At 64.7% G+C, this 23,679-nt stretch carries 17 protein-coding genes; 8 read left to right on the forward strand and 9 right to left on the reverse strand.

From position 1 onward, the window contains the following. Window positions 1-11: 11 nt before the first annotated feature. The 3 genes from C662_RS08475 to acs all read right to left on the reverse strand — a co-directional run bounded on the left by C662_RS08475 (window position 12) and on the right by acs (window position 5,138). Window positions 12-2,768 (reverse strand): sensor histidine kinase, encoded by a 2,757-nt coding sequence (locus C662_RS08475; RefSeq protein WP_002927276.1) that lies wholly within the window; start codon window positions 2,766-2,768, stop codon window positions 12-14. Window positions 2,769-2,781: 13 nt separating this feature from the next. Beyond that, window positions 2,782-2,979 (reverse strand): hypothetical protein, encoded by a 198-nt coding sequence (locus C662_RS08480; RefSeq protein WP_198291886.1) that lies wholly within the window; start codon window positions 2,977-2,979, stop codon window positions 2,782-2,784. A 194-nt stretch (window positions 2,980-3,173) separates the two neighbouring features. Then, complete coding sequence (gene acs, locus C662_RS08485; protein WP_002927278.1) at window positions 3,174-5,138, reverse strand: acetate--CoA ligase; 1,965 nt, start codon at window positions 5,136-5,138, stop codon at window positions 3,174-3,176. Between the two features lie 275 nt (window positions 5,139-5,413). Here acs and C662_RS08490 point away from each other — a divergent pair, with 275 nt between their 5' ends. After that, a complete protein-coding gene (locus tag C662_RS08490) occupies window positions 5,414-6,946 on the forward strand; it encodes a fumarate hydratase (RefSeq protein WP_002927280.1) in 1,533 nt (510 codons plus the stop codon). A gap of 189 nt (window positions 6,947-7,135) precedes the next feature. On the opposite strand, the gene C662_RS08495 is transcribed toward C662_RS08490, so the two are convergent. Together C662_RS08495 and ppsA are read right to left on the reverse strand one after the other, a co-directional pair. After that, on the reverse strand, window positions 7,136-11,095 hold the full coding sequence (locus C662_RS08495) for an EAL domain-containing protein (protein WP_002927281.1): 3,960 nt from the start codon (window positions 11,093-11,095) through the stop codon (window positions 7,136-7,138). 280 nt (window positions 11,096-11,375) lie between these two features. Continuing rightward, window positions 11,376-13,742, reverse strand: a complete 2,367-nt coding sequence (ppsA, locus tag C662_RS08500) for a phosphoenolpyruvate synthase (protein ID WP_002927282.1) — start codon at window positions 13,740-13,742, stop codon at window positions 11,376-11,378. Window positions 13,743-13,887: 145 nt separating this feature from the next. On the opposite strand from ppsA, the gene ppsR reads away from it, so the two are divergent. The 3 genes from ppsR (at window position 13,888) to msrB (ending at window position 16,438) form a co-directional block, all read left to right on the forward strand. Beyond that, window positions 13,888-14,721, forward strand: coding sequence for a posphoenolpyruvate synthetase regulatory kinase/phosphorylase PpsR (gene ppsR / locus C662_RS08505; RefSeq protein WP_002927313.1), 834 nt, complete (start codon window positions 13,888-13,890; stop codon window positions 14,719-14,721). Window positions 14,722-14,842: 121 nt separating this feature from the next. Continuing rightward, window positions 14,843-16,012, forward strand: coding sequence for a DUF2863 family protein (locus C662_RS08510; protein WP_002927315.1), 1,170 nt, complete (start codon window positions 14,843-14,845; stop codon window positions 16,010-16,012). Window positions 16,013-16,036: 24 nt separating this feature from the next. Then, window positions 16,037-16,438: a peptide-methionine (R)-S-oxide reductase MsrB gene (msrB, locus tag C662_RS08515; RefSeq protein WP_002927317.1), complete on the forward strand. Its 402-nt coding sequence runs from the start codon at window positions 16,037-16,039 to the stop codon at window positions 16,436-16,438. 20 nt (window positions 16,439-16,458) lie between these two features. Here the strand turns inward: msrB and yjjJ are convergent, their stop codons facing one another. From yjjJ to C662_RS08535, 4 genes are all read right to left on the reverse strand, one after another. Then, window positions 16,459-17,832: a type II toxin-antitoxin system HipA family toxin YjjJ gene (yjjJ, locus tag C662_RS08520; protein WP_083485747.1), complete on the reverse strand. Its 1,374-nt coding sequence runs from the start codon at window positions 17,830-17,832 to the stop codon at window positions 16,459-16,461. A 163-nt stretch (window positions 17,833-17,995) separates the two neighbouring features. After that, entirely contained in the window at window positions 17,996-19,177 is a 1,182-nt protein-coding gene (locus C662_RS08525) for an acetyl-CoA C-acyltransferase family protein (protein WP_002927331.1), read from the reverse strand. A gap of 33 nt (window positions 19,178-19,210) precedes the next feature. Beyond that, window positions 19,211-20,137, reverse strand: coding sequence for a CobD/CbiB family protein (locus C662_RS08530; protein WP_002927333.1), 927 nt, complete (start codon window positions 20,135-20,137; stop codon window positions 19,211-19,213). A gap of 125 nt (window positions 20,138-20,262) precedes the next feature. Then, window positions 20,263-20,808 (reverse strand): CoA pyrophosphatase, encoded by a 546-nt coding sequence (locus C662_RS08535; RefSeq protein WP_002927334.1) that lies wholly within the window; start codon window positions 20,806-20,808, stop codon window positions 20,263-20,265. Window positions 20,809-21,070: 262 nt separating this feature from the next. On the opposite strand from C662_RS08535, the gene C662_RS08540 reads away from it, so the two are divergent. Genes C662_RS08540 through C662_RS08555 form a run of 4 tightly spaced genes read left to right on the forward strand, consistent with a single transcriptional unit; the run spans window position 21,071 to window position 23,653 of the window. After that, window positions 21,071-21,649 carry a GspH/FimT family pseudopilin gene (locus tag C662_RS08540; protein WP_002927335.1) on the forward strand — a complete coding sequence of 193 codons (579 nt, stop codon included), beginning with the start codon at window positions 21,071-21,073 and terminating at the stop codon, window positions 21,647-21,649. After that, window positions 21,646-22,119 carry a type IV pilus modification protein PilV gene (pilV, locus tag C662_RS08545; protein ID WP_002927339.1) on the forward strand — a complete coding sequence of 158 codons (474 nt, stop codon included), beginning with the start codon at window positions 21,646-21,648 and terminating at the stop codon, window positions 22,117-22,119. Before C662_RS08540 ends, pilV begins: the two co-directional genes overlap by 4 nt. Further along, window positions 22,116-23,105, forward strand: coding sequence for a PilW family protein (locus C662_RS08550; RefSeq protein WP_002927341.1), 990 nt, complete (start codon window positions 22,116-22,118; stop codon window positions 23,103-23,105). The genes pilV and C662_RS08550 overlap by 4 nt, the downstream gene beginning before the upstream one ends. A gap of 44 nt (window positions 23,106-23,149) precedes the next feature. After that, the gene (locus tag C662_RS08555) at window positions 23,150-23,653 is read left to right on the forward strand and encodes a pilus assembly PilX family protein (RefSeq protein ID WP_002927344.1); all 504 of its coding nucleotides are present in this window, start codon (window positions 23,150-23,152) and stop codon (window positions 23,651-23,653) included. Window positions 23,654-23,679: the final 26 nt, after the last annotated feature.

Below are 23,679 nucleotides of genomic sequence, written 5' to 3' on the forward strand. Positions count from 1 at the left end.
CCTCCCCGCCACTATTCTAATTCATTGGGCCCGGCCGCCGCAGCCAACGGCAGTTCGAACGAGAAGGTCGCCCCCTCGCCCGGCGTCGACTCGAGCCACAGCCGGCCGCCGAAATGCTCCACGATCTGCAGGCTGATCGGCAGCCCAAGCCCGGTTCCTTGCGGGCGCGAGCGCTCATCGCCGCCCTGCCGGAACTTCTGGAAGATCACCGGGAACAGCCCGGGATCGATACCCGGGCCGTTGTCCTTCACATCGACGCGCAACTGCCGGCCATCGCAGCGCAGGCTCACGTCGACGCGACCGTCATGCTGCGGCACGAACTTGGCAGCATTCGACAACAGGTTGAGCATGACCTGCAGCAGGCGGTCGTGGTCCGCCCGGATGAGCGGCACCCCCTCTGCAAGATCGAGGTGCACCTCGGCGCCGCGGTCACGGAAGAGTTGCATGGTAGCGTCCACCGAATGCTGGACCAGTTCGTGCATATCGACGTCGGTGTTATGCCACTCGGCATGACCCGACTCGATCTTGGCCATGTCCAGAACCTGGTTGACCAGGCGCGTGAGGCGCACCGTCTCGGACACGATGATGCCGAGGAAGCGCTGTCTGTCGTCGACGGAAATGTCTGGATCGTCGACCATCATCTCGGAGAAGGCGCGGATCGAGGTGAGCGGCGTGCGCAGCTCGTGCGTCACCGACGACATGAAATCGTCCTTGAGCCGATCGAGCTCCTTGAGCTGCTCGTTGGCCGCGCGCAGTTCGGCAGTCGCCGCCTCCAGCGCCAGCGACTTCTCCTCGAGCTTGTGCGAGTAGGCGCGCACCTGCGAGGCCTCATCGAGGATATCCATCACTTCGCCAAGGCCAAACGGTTCCTCCTGCACCACCGTGGCCACCATGACCCGAGCCGAGGCACTGCCGATGGCACCGGCGAGCAGGGACTCCGCGAAGTGGGCCAGGTCGGGGTCGGCCTTGAGCTGGTCGATGCGCTCGTAGCCATGTGATCGCGCGTACGCGCCAAACGCCTCCTCGGTGCGGCGCTGGCCGAGAAAGCGGGCCACCAGCGGGAGCAACTCGCGCACTTCGGCCCCGGTTCGCCAGAAACTGGTCGGCGCCGCCTCCCCGCGCCGGAACACGTCGACGAACAGCGCCCCCTGGGTCGCCTCCGCACCGGTCGGAACCCGCAGCAGCGACACCAGCACATAGCAGCCGATGTTGGCGAGCAGGCTCCAGAACAAGGCATGGCTAATGTTGTCCCAGCCGCTCAGGCCAAAGAGTTGCTCGGGCCTGAGCAGGGAGAGTCCGAACAGACCCTGCTCCATGAAGCCAGGGTCCAACCAGCCCGACTTGGCGAACGAGGGCAGCATCAGCGTGTAGCCCCACACCAGGAAGCCCGCCAACAGACCGGCCAGAGCCCCCTCACGGGTTCCACCACGCCAGTACATGCCGCCCAGCATTGCTGGCGCGAACTGGGCGACCGCGGCGAAGCTGATCAGGCCGATGCTCACCAGCGCATAGGCCTCACCGGCCAGACGGAAGTACACATAGCCCAGCAAGAGCACGACGACGATCGCCCCACGGCGTATGCCGAGCAGCAGCCCGGTGAGATCGCGTTCGCCCGCGAGGTTGAGCCTGCGACTGCGCAGCAGCATCGGCATCACCAGGTCGTTGCAGACCATGGTCGACAGCGCGATGGCCTCCACGATGACCATGCCTGTGGCCGCCGACAGGCCGCCGATGAATACGAACAGAGCAAGCGCAGCGTTGTCGTGCGCCAGTGGCAGCGAGAGCACGAAGGTATCCGGGTCGACCGTACCCTGGCCGAAATGCAGCAGACCACCGAGCGCAATCGGGATGACGAAGATGTTGATCGCCAGCAGGTAGGCCGGGAACGCCCAGGTGGCACGGCGCAGGTGCTGCTCGTTGACGTTCTCGACCACCGCGATCTGGAACTGGCGCGGCAGGAAGATGATCGACAGCATCGCCAGCAACACGTGGGCGAACCAGCCCCCGTAGCCCAGCCGTCCGGCGCTGTCGAAGGCAAGCACACCCGCAAGGTCGGGCGCCGCCATCGCCCGTGCGTAAAGGTCTCCAAAACCGTCGTAGAGCCAGTAGGTGACGTAGATGCCGACGGCGAGGAAAGCGAGCAACTTGACCATCGACTCGAACGCAATCGCCGCCACCATGCCTTCGTGGCGCTCGGTGGTATCGAGGTGACGGGTGCCGAACAGCACGGTGAACGCAGCAAGCGTAAGGGCGATGTAGAGCGTGCTGTCCCGCCACCAGCCCGCGGCGGTGGCAGCGACGGCCTTGGACGCCGGGTCATAGCCGCCGACCAGCAGCGCGTAACCCGTCGATATTGCCTTGAGCTGGAGTGCGATGTAGGGAACGATACCGACCACCGCGATGACAGTGACCAGGCCACCGAGCAGATGGCTCTTGCCGTAGCGCGAGGCGATGAAGTCCGCGATCGAGGTGATGCGGTAGCTGCGCGCGATGCGGATCATCTTCAGCAGCACCAGCCAGGCCAGTGCCAGCCCCAGCGTGGGACCGAGATAGGTGGGCAGGAAGGAAATGCCCCCCGACGCGGCGCGGCCGACGCTGCCGAAGTAGGTCCATGCGGTGCAATAGACCGCCAGTGACAGGCTGTAGACCCAGGGATTGGAAATGATCGAGCGCCCTTGGTCGGCGCGGCGGTCGCCAAAATAGGCAACCGCGAACAACAACAGCAGATAGGCGAACGAGACGCCGACGATCAGCCAGCCCGGCAGCATCGCGCCCTCCCCATCAGCGCGCGCCCCGCTCGACGATCCAGGCCACCGCGACGATCAGCGCAAGCCATGTGCCGAACAGGTAGACGTGCAGCAACGGCAGTCCGAACAGGCTCAACTGCCGGTCGAACAAGGACAGGATCGGATAATTGAGCAACAGCATGCCGGCGATGAACACGGCCACCAGGCGCTGCCCGGCCAGTCCCTTGCGCATCATGACCTCCCATGATGTCGGCCCTGCCACAATGGCGAACGCGCCGCCCCGCTCTTGCAGGCGGGGTCGGCGCTTCGCACGATCAGGAAGCACGCATTGCGCGTGCCCGGTCTCCCCCCATGTGCCCGGATACGTGCCCGGGCCTCCCCCTGTCGTTCATTGGCGGCCGGACCCGCAGGCCCGGCCGTGTCGGATCAGCCCTTGAGCTGTTCCAGGATGGCCGGGTTCTCCAGCGTCGAGGTGTCCTGCGTGACATCCTCGCCCTTGGCCAACTGGCGCAGCAGGCGGCGCATGATCTTGCCCGAGCGCGTCTTGGGCAGGTTCTCGCCGAAGCGGATGTCCTTGGGCTTGGCGATCGGACCGATCTCGTGGCCGACCCAGGCCTGCAGCTCCTTGATCACCTTGGCCGCTTCATCGCCGGTCGGGCGTGCGCCCTTGAGCACCACGAAGGCCACGATGGCTTCGCCGGTCACATCGTCCGGACGACCGACCACGGCAGCTTCCGCCACCTTCTCGTGTGCCACCAGGGCGGACTCGATCTCCATCGTGCCCATGCGGTGACCGGAGACGTTCAGCACGTCGTCGATACGACCGGTGATGGTGAAGTAGCCCGTCTCGGCGTCACGGATGGCACCGTCGCCCGCGAGGTAGAGCTTGCCCTTGAAGTCCTCGGGGTAGTAGGTCTTCTTGAAGCGGTCCGGGTCGCCCCAGACGTTGCGGATCATCGACGGCCACGGCTTGGTGACCACGAGGATGCCACCCTGACCCCAGGGCACCTCGGTACCGGTTTCGTCCACCACTGCCGCCATGATGCCCGGGAAGGGCAGCGTGCAGGAACCCGGAACCATCGGCGTTGCGCCCGGCATCGGCGTGATCATGTGCGCGCCGGTCTCGGTCTGCCAGAAGGTATCGACGATCGGGCAACGGCCGCCGCCGACGTTCTCGTAGTACCACTCCCAGGCCGCCGGGTTGATCGGCTCGCCCACCGAACCCAGGATGCGCAGCGAGGACAGGTTGTACTGCTTCGGATGCACGGCGGGGTTGTTGTCGGCCGCCTTGATCAGCGAGCGAATCGCGGTGGGCGCGGTGTAGAAGATGCTGACCTTGTGGTCCTGGATCATCTTCCAGAAACGACCGGCATCCGGGTAGGTGGGCACGCCTTCGAACACGATCTCGGTCGCGCCGCAGGCGAGCGGGCCGTAGGTGATGTAGGTGTGGCCGGTGACCCAGCCGATGTCGGCGGTGCACCAATAGACGTCTTCGGGCTTGATGTCGAAGGTGTACTTCATCGACAGCACCGCCTGCAGCAGGTAGCCGCCCGACGAGTGCTGAACACCCTTGGGCTTGCCGGTGGAGCCGGAGGTGTAGAGGATGAACAGCGGGTGTTCGGCCTCGACCCACTCGGGCTCGCAGGTCTCGGACTGGCTGGCCACCGCCTCGTGGTACCAGGTGTCACGCCCGGCGACCATATTGACGTCGGCGCCGGTGCGCTTGACGACGATGACATTCTTGACCGAATCACACCCGCCGAGGGACAGCGCCTCGTCGGCGATCGGCTTGAGCGGCAGCGCCTTGCCACCGCGGAACTGGCCGTCGGACGTGATCACGGCGACCGCTGCCGCATCCTCGATGCGGTCACGCAGGGCTTGTGCCGAGAAGCCGCCGAAAACGATGGAGTGCGTCGCACCGATGCGCGCGCAGGCCTGCATGGCCACCACGCCTTCGATCGACATCGGCAGATAGATGATGACGCGATCGCCCTTCTTGACGCCCATGCCACGCAGGGCGTTGGCGAACTTGCTGACGCGCGCGAGCAGGTCCTTGTAGGTCACCTTGGTGACTTCGCCACTGTCGGCTTCGAAGATCAGCGCGACCTTGTCGCCCAGGCCATTATTGACGTTGCGATCAAGGCAGTTGTACGAAACGTTCAGCTTGCCGTCGGCAAACCACTTGAAGAACGGCGCGTTCGATTGGTCGAGGACCTGGGTGAAGGGCTCCTTCCAGTCGAGCAGCTCCTTCGCACGACGGCCCCAGTAGCCTTCGTAATCGTCCTCGGCCTCCTTGCACAGCGCACGATACCCGTCCATGCCGGACACCGCTGCGTTACGGACCATCTCTTCCGAGGGGTTGTAGATACGGACTTGCTGCTCATTGGACATGCTCACCTCTCCTCAACTGTTCAAATGGTTGAAGCTGACCCTTTGCGGGTCCTCGACTGGTTGGTTCCAGTCTTGAAATCGGTTGCTGTAGCCGCTGACTCGGCTGCTGCCGGATCGCAGGCATTTAAGAGCTTGTATCTTACACAGGACTTACACAGGGCCAACAAGGCTCCGAACCGACGCTGCGCGCGCTCGGTGCTAGAATCCCGCGGTTGATCGAATACTGCGATCCAACTGCGCCATTCTGCCCCCATGCCATCCGGAGACCAAGCGTCATGACGATTATTCGCGAAGAAGACCTCATTCAGTCGATTGCGGATGCGTTCCAGTACATCAGCTACTACCACCCGCTCGACTACATCCAGGCCCTCGGCGAAGCCTACGAGCGCGAGGAAAGCCCGGCCGCGAAGGACGCCATCGCACAGATCCTCACCAATTCTCGCATGGCTGCCGAAGGCCATCGCCCGATCTGTCAGGATACCGGCATTGCCGTGGTCTTTCTCAAGGTCGGCATGAATGTGCAGTGGGACGCAAGGATGAGCGTCCAGGAGATGATCAACGAGGGCGTGCGCCGCGCCTATAACAGCCCCGACAACATGCTGCGCGCGTCGGTGCTGCTCGACCCGGCCGGCAAGCGCCAGAACAGCAAGGACAACACCCCGGCGGTGGTGCACTACGAGATCGTCCCCGGCGACGATGTCGAGGTCATCTGTGCGGCCAAGGGCGGCGGCTCCGAGAACAAGTCGAAGATGGTGATGCTCAACCCGTCGGATTCGATCGTGGACTGGGTCATCAAGACCGTACCGACCATGGGCGCCGGCTGGTGTCCACCGGGCATCCTTGGCATCGGCATCGGCGGCACGCCCGAGAAGGCCATGCTGCTGGCCAAGGAATCGCTCATGGAGCCGGTGAACATCCACGAACTGCGCGAGAAGGCCGCCTCGGGCGCCAAGCTGAGCCGGGTGGAGGAACTGCGCCTCGAGTTGATGGACAAGGTCAACGCGCTCGGCATCGGCGCCCAGGGCCTGGGCGGTCTGACCACCGTGCTCGACGTCAAGATCATGGACTACCCGACCCACGCCGCGTCGCTGCCGGTTGCCATGATTCCCAACTGTGCCGCTACCCGCCACGTGCACTTCCATCTCGACGGCTCCGGCCCGGCCCACCTGCCGACGCCCAGGCTGGAGGACTGGCCCCAGGTCACCTGGAAGGCCGACACCAACGTCGCCACCCGCGTGAACCTCGACACCCTCACCAAGGAAGAGGTCGCCTCGTGGAAGCCGGGCCAGATCCTGCTGCTCAACGGCAAGATGCTCACCGGCCGCGATGCTGCGCACAAGCGCATCGCCGACATGCTGGAAAAGGGCGAAAAGCTGCCGGTCGACTTCACCAACCGCGTCATCTACTACGTTGGCCCGGTCGACCCGGTGCGCGACGAAGTCGTCGGCCCCGCCGGCCCCACCACGGCCACCCGCATGGACAAGTTCACCCGCATGATGCTCGAGAAGACCGGGCTCATCTCGATGATCGGCAAGTCCGAGCGCGGCCCGGTCGCCATCGAGGCCATCAAGGACAACAGGTCGGCCTATCTGATGGCGGTCGGCGGCGCGGCCTACCTGGTATCCAAGGCGATCAAGGAAGCGAAGGTCGTCGGTTTCGAAGACCTCGGCATGGAAGCGATCTACGAATTCACCGTGCAGGACATGCCGGTGACGGTCGCGGTCGACGCCAATGGCACCAGTGTGCATAACACCGGCCCGAAGGAATGGCAGGCCCGGATCGGCAAGATCCCGCTCGCTGTCGCCTGAGATCGCCTCACACCCTGCTCGGGGTAATCGCAAGGGCCACCGCCTGGACGTTGAGGCAGGCGGTGGCCAGGAAACCTCGCGGCTGGCGCAGCTCCCACGGGGCAACGAAGCGCCTTGGGCTTGCTGTAGGAGCGGCGCCAGCCGCGAGCCTCTGTAAGCGCCCGCGTGCATCGCAGTCGCGCATCGATCCTACGCGAGCAGCCTGTTTATCTGTCCGAGCATCACGTCCAGGCGCCTGCGCACCGCGCCAAGCCCCTCGACGACGGCCGCTGCATCGGCCGCCCGGTAGTGTGCCGCAAGCGTCTCGATGGTCTCATGGAGCAAGTCGTGCGCCTGCGCCAGCTCGCGCAGCACGACCTCTTCATGACGCTGCTCGGCAAGCGCGAGCTCGATCCAGCGCCCGAGACTGCAGCCATGAACCACAAGCCGGTTGTCGATCTGCGTGCCATCGGCAATCTTGGCGGCAAGCGCGCGTACCAAGGCGCGGTGCTCGACCTGCGCATACACCAAGGCAAGCTCCTCGCGTGACAGCGCTGACTGTCGTCGCCAGCTCGCCGGCGGCGCCCATATGGCAACCCACTGCGGCAGGGACTCACCCTCCATCGGCCGTGCAATGACATAGCCCTGCCCGACCTCGCACCCGAGCTGGAGCAGCACCCTGCCATGGGCCTCCGACTCCACGCCCTCGGCCACCACCTCCCGGCGGAAGGCGTGTGCAAGCCCCATAACCGCTTCGAGAATTGCAAGATCCTCAGGGTCGTCGAGCATCTCGCGCACGAACAGCTGGTCGATCTTGAGACGTGCGGCGGGCAGGCGCTTGAGGTAGGCCAGCCCCGAATAGCCGGTCCCGAAGTCATCAAGCGCGAAACTGACGCCGATGCGCGCACAAGCCTCCACGATCTGCGTCACCCGCGTCATGCTCTCGAGCGCGCTGCTCTCGAGCACCTCGAGTTCGAGACTGCCCGGTGCCAAGCCCGGATGACCGGTCAAGGCCTCCTGAAGGCGCATCATGAAATCCGGGGCCTGAAGGTGGCGCGCCGAGATATTGACGCTCACCGGCACCGTCAGCCCCAAGCTCTTCCAGCGCTCGAGCTGCTCGAGCGCTGCCGAGATCACCCAATCACCCAATGCCACGGCCACCGGCTGGTCCTCGACCATAGGCAGGAAGGCCGCCGGCTCGATCAGGCCCAGCTCGGGATGCTGCCAGCGGATGAGCGCCTCGACGCCAGTGAGCGCCCCGCTGCGCATATTGACCTTGGGCTGGTAGAACAGGACGAACTCGTCATTGGCAAGCGCTTCGTGGATCCGCGCCACGCCCTCGTGCCGCCCGCGCACATCGCGGTCCTGGTCGGTGTCGAAGAAATGATAGCGATTCTTGCCCGCAAGCTTGGCCTGGTACATGGCCAGATCGGCCTGGCGCAGCAGTTGGTCGGGCTCCAGCGCCTCCTCCTGAGGGTAGAGCGTCAGCCCGATGCTGGCCGAAACCTGGAGCTCCGCGCCACCCACCTGCACCACCTGGGCGACCGCCTGAAGCAGGCGCTGGACGAGGTGCTTGCAGGCAGGCAAGTCCGGCAGATCCACCAGCACCGCGACGAACTCGTCGCCACCGAGCCGCGACACGCTGTCAGCGTCGCGCAAGGTGCCCTTCATGCGCGCGGCCACCGTCGTCAACAACTGGTCGCCGACGTGGTGCCCATGGCCGTCGTTGACCTCCTTGAAGCCGTCCAGATCGATGTAGGCCACCGCCAGCAACTGGCCCCGTCGCCGCGCCTGCGCCATGCTGCGACTCAGGCGGTCATGGAGCAGCACGCGATTGGGCAGGCCGGTCAGCGCATCATAGTGGGCAACGTACTTCAGTTGCGCCTCGTGTTCTTTCTGGATGGTGATGTCGTTGAGCGTCCCGGAGATCCCCTGCACCTCCCGCCCGGCACCGAATACCGGGCGGGCATGGAGCTCGACCCAACGAAACCCTCCGCCGACCCGCAGGTAACGCAGTGCCTGCGTGCACGAGGCTTCCTCGCGCCGCAAGAGCAACTCGAACACCTCCTGATGGAGATGGCGGTCATCCGGGTGCACATAATCGACGAACGGCCTGCCGATGCTCGCCTCGACCGCGAAACCGGTCAGCTCATGCCAGGCCCTGTTCAGGAACGCGCAGCGCCCATCTGCATCCACCTGAAAGATGACCTCGCGCACGCTCTCGACCACGGAGCGGTAACGCGCCTCGCTCTCGCGCAGGCTCTCGTCAACCCGCTTGCGCTCGATCACACCGGCCAGGGCATTGCCGACCAGGCTCATCAAGGTCTTTTCCTCGCCCGACCATTGCCGGCGGCAGCGTACCGAATCGAGGCCTACGAAACCCAGCAGCCGGCCGTTAACCACCATTGGCGCCGCCAGCGTTGACTGGATGCCCTGCGACTGGAGCAGCTCACGATCCTGACGCGCACACTCCGGCAACAGGGAAACATCGGGGAAATCCACGATCTCGAGACGCTTGATGATCTGGCAGAACAGCGAGCCCTCGAAGCCCACGCCCTGCAGGTTGTGCGCTTGTGGCGAGACGCCCGGCGCACACCATTCGTGCGTGTTGCTGACGCTGCGACCGTCCTCGGTGATATCGAACACGAATGCGCGGTCGGCATCCGCATAGCGTCCGATCTGCGCCAGGGCACGCAGAACAAGGCCATCGACCTCGTCCGCCCGCGCGGGCATCAATTCCGATGAGATACGCGCCACCATCCGGCCGAAGGCGATACGACGCGTCAGTGCAGCCTCGCCACGCTCGCGGATCAGCTCCGCACTGACCGGACCGTCGAAGATCTCAAGCAGCTCGCGCACACCCTGCTGGTCATCCAGCGGCCGTCTCGACATTCCGACCATCAAACCCAGTGCCTGCCCCTCCTTGTCGGCGAGCGGCACACCGCAATAGGCCTCATAAGCACCGTCCCGCAAGCCGGGATCATCGGGAAAACGCGCCGCAACACCGCTGCCGATGACCACGCTCCCGCCCTGAAGCGCCAGCTCCGACGGTGTTCCAGCCAGCACGTAGCTGAACGGCTGAACTGCCGCGCCGTCCTTCCAGCCGGCACGCACATTGATACGGCCGCCCTCTTCCAGGCATTGCCCAACGAACACCAGATCAAGATGCAGGGCCTCGCCCACATGGCGACATACGGCCTCGTAGAACGCATCTCCCGAGAGCATGGTGTAGCGTGCGGCCAGCGCATCCAGGGCCAGACCAGCACGCTTGCGGTCGGTGACATCCAGGCAATAGCCGATGTAGCCGAGAAAGCGCCCACTGCTGTCGTAGCGCGGACTGCCTTCGTCCGATACCCAGCGATAGCCGCCATCTACATGACGCAAGCGATACTCCAGCCTAAACGGCTCCTGCGCCGCGAACGCACGTTCGTAATCCGACAGGCATTGCGCCCGGTCGTCGGGATGAACACCCTCGGCCCAGCCCTCGCCCAACTCCTGCTCGAGACTGCGGCCGGTGAATCGCAACCAGGGCTCGTTGAAATAGCTGCAGCGCCCGTCGGCACCCGACGTCCAGATCAGGGCCGAACCGCTGTTGGCAAGGTTGCGGAAGTGTGTCTCGCTCTCGAGCAAGGCCTGTTCGGCCGCATTGCGCTCCTGCTCGAGCCGCAAGGCCACGATCATGCTGGTGCACGTCGCCAGCATCGGTGCAAGATCGTCCACGAGCACCCGATCGTAGCCCCCGGGGGCATTGGCCAGGCCAACAATGCCGACCAGCTGCGCGCCCTGGATGAGCGGCAGGCCAAGAAAACCCCTGAGCGGCGGATGGCCTTGCGGAAGACCGCAACTGCGCGTATCCGTGGCGGGAGCATTCGAGATCACCGGCGCCGCCGTGCGCAGGACAGCGCCGTAAAGGCTGTTCAGCTCGCGAAACTCGAAACCACCGGCGCGCGCACGTTCATACAGTGTTCGGGTGTGGGCATCCCAAGCCACATCGGTAAGCCCATGCATGCGCACGAAGGGCTCGCCCAACTCGTCGTGCAGGACCTCACCGATGAACCCGTATTCGCTGTCGCTAAGCCCGATCAACTCGTGAAGTATGCGCTCGAAGACCTCGTGCGCAGCACCATCGACGAGAAAATCGCGTTGCACGGCGACGAGGGCGGACAGCATTCTCGCCTGCCGGCGGGCACGGCGACCAATCTGTTCGGCATACGAAGACATCTCGCTCGTGCCTGCGGCGGGCAAGATCAACGCAGGCCCCGCATCTACGGACGCACTCTGGGCTGAAGGAAGGGGGCGCCGGGGCATAGGTATGACGAACTCGATGGCAGACGCATTAGCGCATGATAACGCCGCCAGGGGAACCCAAGAAGCCGCAGCGCGGCCCGAATGCAAAAAGGGGCGGCAGTCCAGATGACCGCCACCCCTTACTGGCACTGCCCGCGCGGGCTTATTTCGCCAGATGCTCGGAGAGCTTGAGCCAGGTGTCCACCACCGTGTCCGGGTTGAGCGAAATGGTCTGGATCCCCTCGTCCATCAGCCACTCGGCCAGATCCGGATGGTCCGACGGCCCCTGGCCGCAGATACCGACATACTTGCCCAGCTTGTTCGCTGCGCGGATCGACATCGACAACAACTGCTTGACGGCCGGGTCACGCTCGTCGAATGCGTGCGCCACCAGTCCGGAATCGCGGTCGAGGCCCAAGGTGAGCTGGGTCAGATCGTTCGAGCCGATCGAGAAACCATCGAAGTGCTCGAGGAACTGCTCGGCAAGGATCGCGTTGGACGGGATCTCGCACATCATGATCAGCTTGAGGTCGTTCACGCCACGCTTGAGACCATGCTCGGCGAGCAGATCGACCACGCCCTTGGCCTCTTCGACGTTGCGCACGAAGGGGATCATGATCTGCACGTTGGTCAGGCCGAGCTCGTTGCGCACCTTCTTCATGGCTGCAACTTCCATCTCGAAGCAGTCACGGAAACTGTGCGCGATGTAGCGCGAGGCGCCACGGAAGCCGAGCATCGGGTTCTCTTCTTCCGGCTCGTAGATCTCACCGCCGAGCAGCTTGCGGTATTCGTTCGACTTGAAGTCGGACATGCGCACGATCACGGGCTTCGGATAGAAAGCCGCAGCGATGGTCGCCACACCCTCGACCAGCTTCTCGATGAAGAACTGCTTGGGCGTCGCGTAGCCGCGCGAGCGACGGTTGATCTCGTCGCGCAGGTTGGCAGGCACCTGGGCGATGTCGAGGATCGCCTTGGGGTGGATGCCGATCATGTTGTTGATGACGAACTCCAGGCGGGCGAGACCGACACCGCCATTGGGGATCTGCGCGAACTCGAAGGCGAGTTCCGGGTTACCCACGTTCATCATGATCTTCACCGGGATCTCGGGCAGGTTGCCCATGTCGGTGGTGATGATCTCGAAATCGAGCTTGCCACGGTACACGTAGCCGGTGTCCCCCTCGGCGCAGGACACGGTGACCGATTCGCCCTCGTGCAGCACTTCGGTGGCGTTGCCGCAGCCCACGATGGCAGGGATGCCCAGTTCGCGCGCAATGATCGCAGCATGGCAGGTACGCCCGCCGCGGTTGGTGACGATGGCGCTGGCGCGCTTCATCACCGGCTCCCAGTTGGGGTCGGTCATGTCGGTGACGAGGATGTCACCGGCCTGGACACGGTTCATCTCCGAGGCGTCGCCAACCACGCGCACCACACCGGCACCGATCTTCTGACCGATTGCGCGACCGTGGGTAAGCGCCTTGCCGTACTGCTTGAGGCGGTATTTCTCCATCACCAGGCCGGAATCCTGGCTCTTCACCGTCTCCGGGCGGGCCTGCAGGATGTAGAGCTTGCCATCGACACCGTCCTTGCCCCACTCGATGTCCATCGGGCGGCCATAGTGCTTCTCGATGATCACCGCATAGCGGGCAAGCTCGAGCACGTCCTCGTCGGTGAGCGAGAAGCGCATGCGATCGGCCTCGGGCACGTCCACCGTGCGCACAGAGCGTCCGGCCACCGCCTTGTCGGCGAAAACCATCTTGATCAGTTTGGAGCCCAGGTTGCGGCGAATCACTGCCGGCTTGCCCAGCGCCAGCGTGGGCTTGTGCACATAGAACTCGTCCGGATTCACCGCGCCCTGCACCACCGTCTCGCCCAGGCCATAGGACGCCGTGATGAAGACCACCTGATCGAAGCCCGACTCGGTATCGATCGAGAACATCACGCCCGAAGCGCCGGAATCGGAACGCACCATGCGCTGCACGCCGGCAGACAGCGCGACGTCGGCGTGGGCGAAGTTCTTGTGTACGCGGTAGGCAATGGCGCGGTCGTTGTAGAGCGACGCAAACACCTCCTTCATGGCGTGCAGGATGTTCTCGTAGCCGTGGATGTTGAGGAAGGTCTCCTGCTGGCCGGCAAAGGAGGCATCCGGCAGATCTTCCGCAGTGGCCGACGAGCGCACGGCGAAGCTGCCCTCACCCTCGGCGGTAAGCTGCTCGTAGGCGGTCTTGATCTCGGCCTCGAGCTTGGCCGGGAAGGGGATGTCTACAATCCACTGGCGAATCTGCGCACCCGTCTTCACCAAGGCATCGACGTCGTCCACGTCCAGCGCATCGAGCGCTGCATTGATGCGATCGGCCAGGCCGTCATGGGCGAGGAACTCGCGGTAAGCCTCGGCCGTGGTCGCAAAACCACCCGGCACACGTACGCTGGCGGGCAACTGGCTGATCATCTCGCCGAGCGAGGCGTTCTTGCCGCCGACCTTGTCGACGTCGGTCATGCGCAGTTCGTTGAAAGGAATCACGTAGCGTGTCATGTGTGGCTTCCGCAAATGTTGGAGAAAAAGCAAAATATCGAAGTCAGCAGTTTACGATTTTTTGTGCTGTGCCGCACGACAGGGTTTGCCCCAATGCCAGGCCCCCCTGCTCGCCCCCACCGTCCTGGCACCCAAGGCTCCGATCATGACCGACACCCCGCGCCGCACCGTCTTCTTCGTCTCCGACGGCACCGGCATCACCGCAGAAACGCTTGGCCATAGCCTCCTGGCCCAGTTTCCCGAGGCAAAATTCCGCCAGGTGCGCGCGCCCTTCGTCGACGACATCGACAAGGCGATCGAATGTGCGGCGCAGATCCGAGACGCTGCACTCGAGGATGGGGTGCGCCCGATCGTGTTCAGCACGCTCGTCAATCAGGCGACGGTTGATGCACTGCACAAAGCCGACGCCCTCTTCCTTGACCTGTTCGAACGCTTCATCGGCCCGCTCGAGACCGAACTCGGGCAGCGCTCCACCCACGCGGTAGGGCGTTTCCATGGCATTGCCGACAGCACCAACTACAAGCACCGCATCGAAGCCATCAACTTCGCCATGGCCCACGACGACGGCATTTCGAGCGACGGCGAACTCGCCGAGGCCGACGTGATCCTGGTCGGGGTATCACGCTCGGGCAAGACGCCCACCAGCCTTTACCTGGCCATGCAGTTCGGCGTCAAGGCGGCCAACTACCCCCTCATTCCCGAGGACTTCGAACGCAACAAGCTCCCCGGCGAACTGCACAAGTATCGAACCAAGCTGTTCGGCCTCACCATCGCCCCCGAGCGACTGTCGCAGATCCGCCAGGAGCGCCGCCCCAACAGCCGCTACGCCTCACTGGAAAACTGCCGCTACGAGATCGACGCCGCACAGAAGCTCATGCGGCGGGAGAACATCCGCTGGCTCGAATCCACGACGAAGTCCATCGAGGAGATCTCCGCCACCATCCTGCAGACCGTGCGCGTCGACCGGCCCGGCTTCTGAACCAACGACAACAGCATTCACCCATAGCCTGCCTGGGCGGCGCAATGGGCTAGAATGCGGGCTTTCCGGCGCGGCGTGCATGCGCTGCAGCCATAGCCAGAACAGCAACGGAACCCCAACAATGAAAAGAACGCGCCTCAAGCGCCGTGGCGGCCTCGGTCGCACCGCAGAACAACTCGTCTGGCTCGCCAGCGGGCTGGCCGAATCCGGCAGCCGCATCGAGGACCGCTACTGGGAAGCACAACTCGCGCACCTCATCGACGAACTGCTCGCCAGCAACGACGAAGACAGTCTGAACACCGCGCTCGACCACCTCTACAGCGCCGACTCGCGCGCTTACGATGAACTCGCCGATCATCTCGAGTCGCGTGCCGAGTGCGCAGGCGGCGCCTTCGACAGTCACGACGTCGTCTTGCTCGCAGCCCCCATCCTCGCCTGGTCGCGCTTCCGCATCCCCGCCACGAGCCTGCCGGCCGCCATGGTCGCCAACCTGCGCGTGCACCTGCAGGCCCACGTCCTGTCGAAGGACGCCCGCCTCTCGGTAGCCGATTTCCTCTTCAGCCCCGACCAACTGCCTCAGGGCTACTGCAACACGGCAGAGTTCGCCAAGGTGATCGGCGGTGCCGCCATCGACAACAGCGACCTCCATATCGACACCGAAGGCATGCCGGAGACAGCCCAGTTCCTGTCGGATACGCGCTACCTGCTCGCAGCCGTCGCGGTGCCACGTGGCGGCCCGGTGTTCCGCTGGCAGGAGGCTGACGGCAACCGCGACACCGCGCGCGATCAGTGGCGCACCCAGGGCGGAGCCTGTCTCGGCCCGCTCTTGCCGGGCTGCGCAATGGACCCTGTGCTCCCCGAAACCTACTTCGCAGCCAGCAGAGCGGCCGACAAGGACAGCCGCCCGTACTCGGTGCGCGCATCCGTCGCCTTCCTCGCCACTACGCTGGAGATCCCCGCCGCAAACCTGCGCGCAGTCGTCGCCCCGTTCTGGGAGCGCAATCTGGAGGAATACCGCATCGGCTTCGCGCTGCGCGAGCGCGAAGGCGTCGTCCACGGCGTGGTCTGGCCGCTGCTGGGCGCCGAGGACGAAACCACCGACTGTCCGGCACAGATCGAGGCCGTGCTGCGCGAATCGGGCGTCAGCGATATCGTCCTGCTCGACCACCAGTTCCCGCTGGAGTACTGCGATGACTGCGGCGCGCCGTACTATCCGTCCGCTGACGGCGAGACGGTTCATGCGGAGATGCCCGAGGAACAATCAGGGCAGGCACCGCGTCATCTGCACTGAGCCCCTCACATTGCGGAGAACGGAATGAGCGACGACCCCACCCGGAACGAGGCCGAATGGCGTGCCCGGCTGACCGACATGCAGTATCACGTCACCCGTGAAAAGGGCACCGAACGCGCCTTCACCGGCGAGTACTGGAACGTGTGGGACAAGGGCGCGTACAACTGCGTATGCTGCGGCGCCCCGCTCTTCCGTTCCGAGCACAAGTTCGACGCCGGCTGCGGCTGGCCCAGCTTCTGGACAGTAGCCGAGCCCGAGAATGTCGCCACTGCCATCGACCGCAGCCACTACATGGTTCGCACCGAGGTCCTCTGCCACCAATGCGGCGCCCACCTCGGCCACGTCTTCGAAGACGGCCCCCAGCCCACCGGCCTGCGCTACTGCATCAACTCGGCGTCGATCAAGCTGGAGAAGAGCGGGGAGTGACCGACGAAGGCTGCACGAACTCACACGTGGCCCGCTGTATCGTCAAGCCGGTTGGCGTTATCACGGAACACCTTGCGCAAGGGTTCCGAGATCCGGCGATCGCTCGCAGCCGCGTTCCAGAACACAAGCGCCTGCCTGCAGGCCTCCAGCCAGATGGCGCGCTCGCCGGGGAGCGGCAAGGGCGGTTGCCACACCTTCGCAGGCAACTCGCCGCCGGGCAGCGGGGCATAGTCCATCGGCACCATGTCGTAGGCCGGCGCCGGCGTGAGCTGACCACCCACAACGCGAAACGCACAATTGCCCAGATGCATGTCGCCGTTGGCGATCAGGCGCCCGAACCACCACAGCCGGCCGATGCTCACCGCATCCTCGGGCGACAGCAAACCCGCAGCAACCAGCGCGTTGGCATGGTCCCGCCAGTCGCGTGCGCCCAAACCCAGCAGATGCGCACTGACCGCCTGCAGGCTGACGACCGGCAGTCGCCCGAATCGACCCAGCCGATCGAAACGCTCCGACTCGAGGAAAGTACGGCCCTTGCTGGAAAGGATACGGCTTCGAGCAATCTCGACGCCGCCCAGCCCCTGCGCCACGCTGAGCGCGAGGTGCTCGCAGACCAGCAAGTCGGCCCAGCGCTGCCCGCTCTCCCCCGCACCAGAGAACTTCACCAGCACATGCGGCGTTTGCTGCCCCGGCAGTTCTCGCAGCGACAGGAACTTCGGGAACTCGCCCGCCGCGCTGCTACCTGCCACGCCCAGCGACACGCTGCGCTCGGCCGATTCGTGATACGCGCCAAGCAGCCTCGATTCGGTGAGCACCGGCGTCGGCGCCAGCACCTCAGCCTGCCAGAGCCGCGCCGCCTGCTCACCAAGGATCAGGTGACCGGGCAGGTCAGCGCCGCGGCGACTCAGGATCCAGGCGATCTCGTCATCGCCCCAGTCGCGCGGGTCGTCGGGCACCTCGAGGTCCAAATGAAGCTGGCGCGCGAACTGCCTCCCAAGGTAGCCCTGCGGCTGCATGTCGTACAGCGGATAGGGCAACCCAGCCCACCACCCGTCTCGCGCCTCGTCATCGACCGGAAACCCGAGCCTGTCCAGCGCACACCACGCCCCCTCTGGCTGTAGCAGGCGCAGGACCCCGCCTTCCTGCAGCCGCCCATCTGCATCGACGTGAAAAAGCGGAAGCGGTGCTGAGGATCCACGCAAGGCGCGGCAGGCAGCATATCGGGTTCGCCCTGCCGCACCGCCACGGCACACGTCCGCGCCAAGTTCTCCCAGCAGACGCAACACCGTCCGTGGCGACACCTCGGCCTGCCGCGCCAAGTCCGTGGCCCGCACGGGCCCACGTCGCAAGGCGGCCAGCAGGCGCTGCCTGATGTCAGGGTTCTTGGTACGCATAATGTCGAGATAGCATTCGGACGAAGTGCTTATAAAGCATAGCGCCAAACGAAAAAATGAGCGCTTAATGTCTGGATTTTTGTCTTGATTTGCAGCGCATGGACGAAAAAAACCCGCGCCAGCCACAGGGGCCGCGCGGGTCTTGATCAGGCAAGGTCTGCGCTTACACGCGTTCCCACACCGTGGTGATGCCCTGGCCGCCGCCGATACACATGGTGGCAACGCCGTAACGGCCGTTCACGCGGATCAGCTCATGCAGCAGCTTGGTGATGATCACCGAGCCGGTCGCACCCACCGGATGGCCGAGCGAGATGGCGCCGCCATTGGGGTTGACCTTGGCGGTGTCGAGCTCGAGGCCACGATTGACTGCGATCGACTGTGCCGCGAAGGCCTCGTTGGATTCGATCACGTCGATCTGGTCCAGCGTCAGGCCGGCGCGCTGCAGCGCGAGCTTGGTGGCCGGGATCGGGCCTTCGCCCATGATCTCGTTGGGCACGCCCGAGATGGCGTAGGACACCAGGCGGGCGATCGGCTTCTGGCCCGCGGCGGCAGCCTTGGCAGCATCGGCCATCACCAGGAAGGCAGCGGCGTCGTTGATGCCCGAAGCGTTACCTGCAGTAACCGAACCGTCCTTCTTGAAGGCCGGCTTCATCTTGCCCAGCGCTTCCATGGTGGTCATGCGCGGATGCTCGTCGGTATCGAACACCACGGTGCCCTTGCGGGTCTCGAAGGTGATCGGCACGATCTGGCTCTTGAAGCGACCATCGGCGATCGCCGCGGCAGCGCGCACCTGCGACTCGAGCGCAAACGCGTCCTGCTCCTCGCGCGAGATGCCCCACTTGGTGCACAGGTTCTCGGCGGTGATACCCATGTGGCCAACGCCAAAGGGGTCGGTCAGCACGGCGACCATGGCATCGATCGCCTTGGTGTCGCCCATGCGCGCGCCGCTGCGCAGCGCCGGCAGCAGGTAGGCACCGCGCGACATCACCTCGACACCGCCACCGATGGCGTAGTCGGCGTCACCCAGCATGATGGCCTGGGCCGCGTTGACGATGGCCTGCTGCGCCGAACCGCACAGGCGGTTGACCGCGAAAGCCACCGAGTCGGTCGACATGCCGGCGTTGACCGTCGCCACACGGGCAACGTACGCATAGCGGGAGTCGGTAGGAATGCAGTTGCCGACAGCCGCGAACTGCACCGCCTTGGGATCGACGCCAGCGCGCACAAAGGCCTCCTTGGCCACGACGGCGCCCAGCTCGGACGGCTCCATGTCCTTGAGCGAGCCACCGAAGCCACCCACCGCAGAACGAACAGCACTCAGAACAACGACTTCACGATTTGCCATATCCGACACTCCCTGTTTTTGAACTCAAACCCACTACCTGCCGACCCACCCGGCTGCACCGAGCAAGACGAGCAGGAACAGACACACGAACAGTGCCCGCCAAAGCAGGCCTACCGTGCTTTGCATGTGTTCGACGCCTGCCTCGCCACCCAGCCCCATTTCGGGGCGATCGACGATCACGCCGGACTCGTGGACCGGCATGCCGAGCCTGACTCCCAGCGCACCGCCGCCACTTGCAATCAGTATAGCCGACGACCTGTCGGGCCACAGCACGGCCTGCGACCGCCAGCAATAAATTGCATCCTCGAAATTACCCATAACGGAAAACACCGTCGCAGTGATCCGCACCGGCACCCAGTCCAGCGCCTCGAAGGCTGTGCGCGCAAAACGGCCAAAATCGCCGAAGTCCGCATCAGCACGCGCGCCCCAAAGCGCATGCAGTGCCCGCGCCGCGAGGTACATCACCGCACCGCTCGGCCCCGGCAGCAGCACGAACCAGAACACCACGCCGAACACGCGCCGATGGGCGGCAACCAGCGCCATTTCGATCGACATGCGCGCGACCTCGTTCACGCCCGCCGCGTCGTAACGCCCGCCACGCCACTCGGCGAGCAGGTCGCGCGCGCGCGCCAGCTCTCCCATGCGCAAGGCGAGGTGAATCTCGCTGAACAGGCGACTGTCGTTCCCAAAGCCCATGCACAGATAGAGCACGGCAACATTGAAAACGAAGGCCAGCAGCGGATGCAGCTCCCACAGCAGCCAGTAGGCGAACGCCGTACCCAAGGTCCCGCCAAGCACGAGCAGCAGCCAGGCGAACCGTCCGTTGCCCGCACTGCCGTCATTGAAGCGCGCCACCGCCCGCTCTGCCGCCGAATCCAGCAGCCGAACAATCAGCGGGCGCGCAGCCAGGGGACGAAGCTGCTCGGCCAACAAGGCCAAAAGGAGCGCAATGAGTGTCATGCGGAGGCGGCCAGCAGGCTGTTATGAGGTCGGATCGTTCAGAGGGTGCGCTCGCCACATGATGGCGCTGCAACCATGCCGACGCATCGAAGATAACACAAAGGCCAGGCACATCAGGGCGGGCATCAGCTGTCCTGCGCACCCACCTGCATGTGCAACAAGCGGTACATCGACATGATGATGCCCGCCGTCGCCCCCCATATGAAGTAGCCGTGATACGGCATGGCATGAAAACGCCGCACCCGCCCCTCATGCACGATGCTGTGCTCTTCGTGGTTGGCCGGGTCGAGGAAATGCGCCAACGGCACCTCGAAGGCCTCCGCCACCTCGAAGGCGTCGAGCTTGAGCTCGAAGGGCGGATGCACCAGCCCCACCACCGGCGTCACCCGAAACCCGGTGCCAGTGAGGTAGTCGGGCAGCGCACCGAGCAACTCCACATGGCGACGGTGCAAGCCGATTTCCTCTTCGGTCTCGCGCAAGGCAGTATCGACCGCCGACGCATCACCTGCCTCCACCCTGCCGCCGGGAAAGCTGATCTGCCCGGGATGGTGGTGAAGGTGCTCGGTACGCCGGGTAAGGAGCACCGACGGCATCTCGTCACGCAGGACGACGGGCACGAGCACGGCCGCCGGGCGATGCATTCTCTTATCGGCCAGGCCGGGAAAGTCCATTGCCAACGGCGCCTCTCCCGCCGCAGCCAGCACGCTGCGCAAGGCCGGCACGAGCACTTTCGATCTCGCTGAATCCAAACTCAGACTCCACCCTGGCAAAGAAACGGGACGCACTGCAAACCACAGGCGAGGCGCCCCCGCATCGACAGACCGCCCCGCCTGCAGCAGGACCGGCCGTGACCTTTAACGCGCCACTCGTCAGGCGACACTCGTCCATGCACGCGGATGTGGTTAGAGTAGGGGCATGAAAACACCAGCCCACATGCGCGGCAGCCACCCGGCGGTGAGAGTACCCGAGGTCGCCACGAGCCGCCACCGCTTAGCGTGTGCCCGCCGCGCGGCAGGCTTCACGCTGATCGAAGTCATGATCGTGGTGGCGATCCTGGCGATCTTCGCTGGAATTGCGGCGCCCAACTTCAGGGAACTGATCACGCAGAACCGCATGACCAGCCAGGCAAATGACCTCCTGGCTGCCCTGCAGTTCGCACGCAGCGAAGCGATCACACGGGGCAGGCGGGTTTCCATCTGCCCCAGCAACAGCGGCACGGCTTGCACCAATAGTGCATGGCAAGGCGGCTGGATCGTGTTCGCCGAAGGCCTCACCGGCACGATCGGCACCTACGAATCGGCGGGCGACACCCTGCTCCGCGTTCAGCAGGCCCTTCAGGGCACAAGCACGCTCACGGTGGGCGGCAACATCACCTTTCAGCCCAACGGCACTGTAGAAACGGCGCGCACCTTCACCCTCTGCCCCAACGACGGTTCCAGCGTAATTGGACGTTCGATACCGATCACGCTTTCCGGGCGCGCGCGCGTCGACAAAACGGGTAGCTGCACATGAGATCCACAACACACCGCACCGGCAACAAGGGCTTCTCGCTGCTGGAAGTGCTCGTGACGGTCGTCATCCTGTCGGTGGCGCTGCTCGGGCTGGCTGGCCTGATGCTGTCGAGCATGCGCAACAACCACAGCGCCTACCAGCGCTCGCAGGCCACCTGGCTCGCCTACGACATCATCGACCGTGCGCGCGCCAACCGAAACCTGGCACTGGCGGGCAGCTACAACATCGCACTTACGGCTGCCACACCGGTCATGGCCCAGGAACCCGACACCCCGCCGGTCACGTTCCCCATTCAGGTGCAGGACCTCGCCCAATGGCGCGGCGCGCTTGCCCAAGCCCTTCCCGGCGGCACCGGCTCGGTCGCGGTCACACCCGCGAACCGAACCATCAGCGTCGTCATCCAGTGGGACGACAGCCGCGGCGCGGGCGGCGGCACGGCGCAGCAATTCCGGGTGGACAGCCAGCTATGAAACCGACACCCAAGCCCTCCCTCCGCCGGCAGCTCGGCATGACGATCGTCGAACTGATGATTTCGATGACGATCGGCCTCGTCATCCTGGGCGCCGTCGGTGCCCTGTTCATCAACGTTCAGCACTCCGCCCGCAACGCCGATAGCATGTCACGCATCCAGGAGAACGCACGATTTGCCATCGAACTGATGGCGCGCGACATCCGCATGGCGGGCTATATCGGCTGTGGCAACCTGGGCTCCGGCACCATCAACACCATTGCCAATGCGCCGGTGCCCCAGCTCAATGCCGCGAACGCGATACGCGGCCAGGACGCACCATCGGGCACGATCGCAGGCATCACCCTGGCGGGCGGCGACACCGTCACGATCATGCGCGGAACCGGAAGCGACGTCCATCTGGTAGGCAATGTGGTGCCATCGAACGCGAACATCCAGATCAACAGCAATCCGGACAACTTCGCGGCCGACGACGTACTCATGGTCACCAACTGCTCCAACACGGACGTCTTCCGCGCCACAAATGTGTCGAACAGCAGCGGCACGATCACCCTCGCCCACTCGAGCAGCTCGAACACCGGCAACAGGATCGGCACCTACGGGCCAGACGCCTTCGTCATGCGGCTCGCCCGCTTCGTCTATTTCGTCGGCACCAACCCGGACACCAACAAGCCATCACTCTATCGCGCGAACACCATTGCCAGCGCCGGCGTTGCGGAAGAACTCGTCGACAATGTCGAGAACATGGAGATCGAGTACGGCGTCGACACCAACAACAACAACGCCGCGGACGAATACCGTGCAGCGGCCGCCGTAACCAACTGGGAATCGGTCATCAGCGTCCGGCTGCGGCTGCTGGTCGCGAGCGCCGACAACAACATCCTCCCTGCAGCACAAAGCCATACCTTCAACGGCACCACCGTATCCGACCGCCGCATGCGCCAGGTCTTCACCACCACCATCGCGATTCGCAACCGCCTGCCATGACACGCTCGCCAAGACTCCTCCCGACAGCCGCACAGCAGCGCGGCATGGTGCTGATGATCGGCATGATCTTCATGCTCATCATGACGCTGGTCACCGTTGCCTCGATGCGCACCACGACGCTCGAGGAACGCATGGCGGGCAATGCGCGCGACAACGACCTTGCTTTCCAGGCCGCCGAAGCCGCATTGCGGGCGGGCGAACTGCAGCTCACCGCCGCCTCGCTCGAGCAGTTCATGGCCAGCAGTGCCGCCTTCCTGACCCTGGACTCGGGCACCGCCCGACGGGACGACCGCTACTGGACCAACACCAACGCCACGCACCAGCACAACTGGACAGCCAACGCACTGGCGGTCAGTCCGGCGCCGGCCGGCGTCGCCGAAGCGCCGCGCTACGTCATCGAGGAACTGCCCCCAATGGCCTCCACCGGCAGCGAAAGCCTCAAAGGACCCGCCCCGCTGCCTGATTCGGCGATCTTCCGTGTCAGCGCACGCGGGGTTGGCGGCAACCCGAGCACCGTCGTCTATCTGCAAAGCACGTATCGCCGCTGATGTCGCGCGCAACATGCGAGAAACCA

The sequence above is a fragment of the Thauera sp. 28 genome (genome assembly GCF_000310145.2).
GTDB lineage: Bacteria > Pseudomonadota > Gammaproteobacteria > Burkholderiales > Rhodocyclaceae > Thauera > Thauera mechernichensis.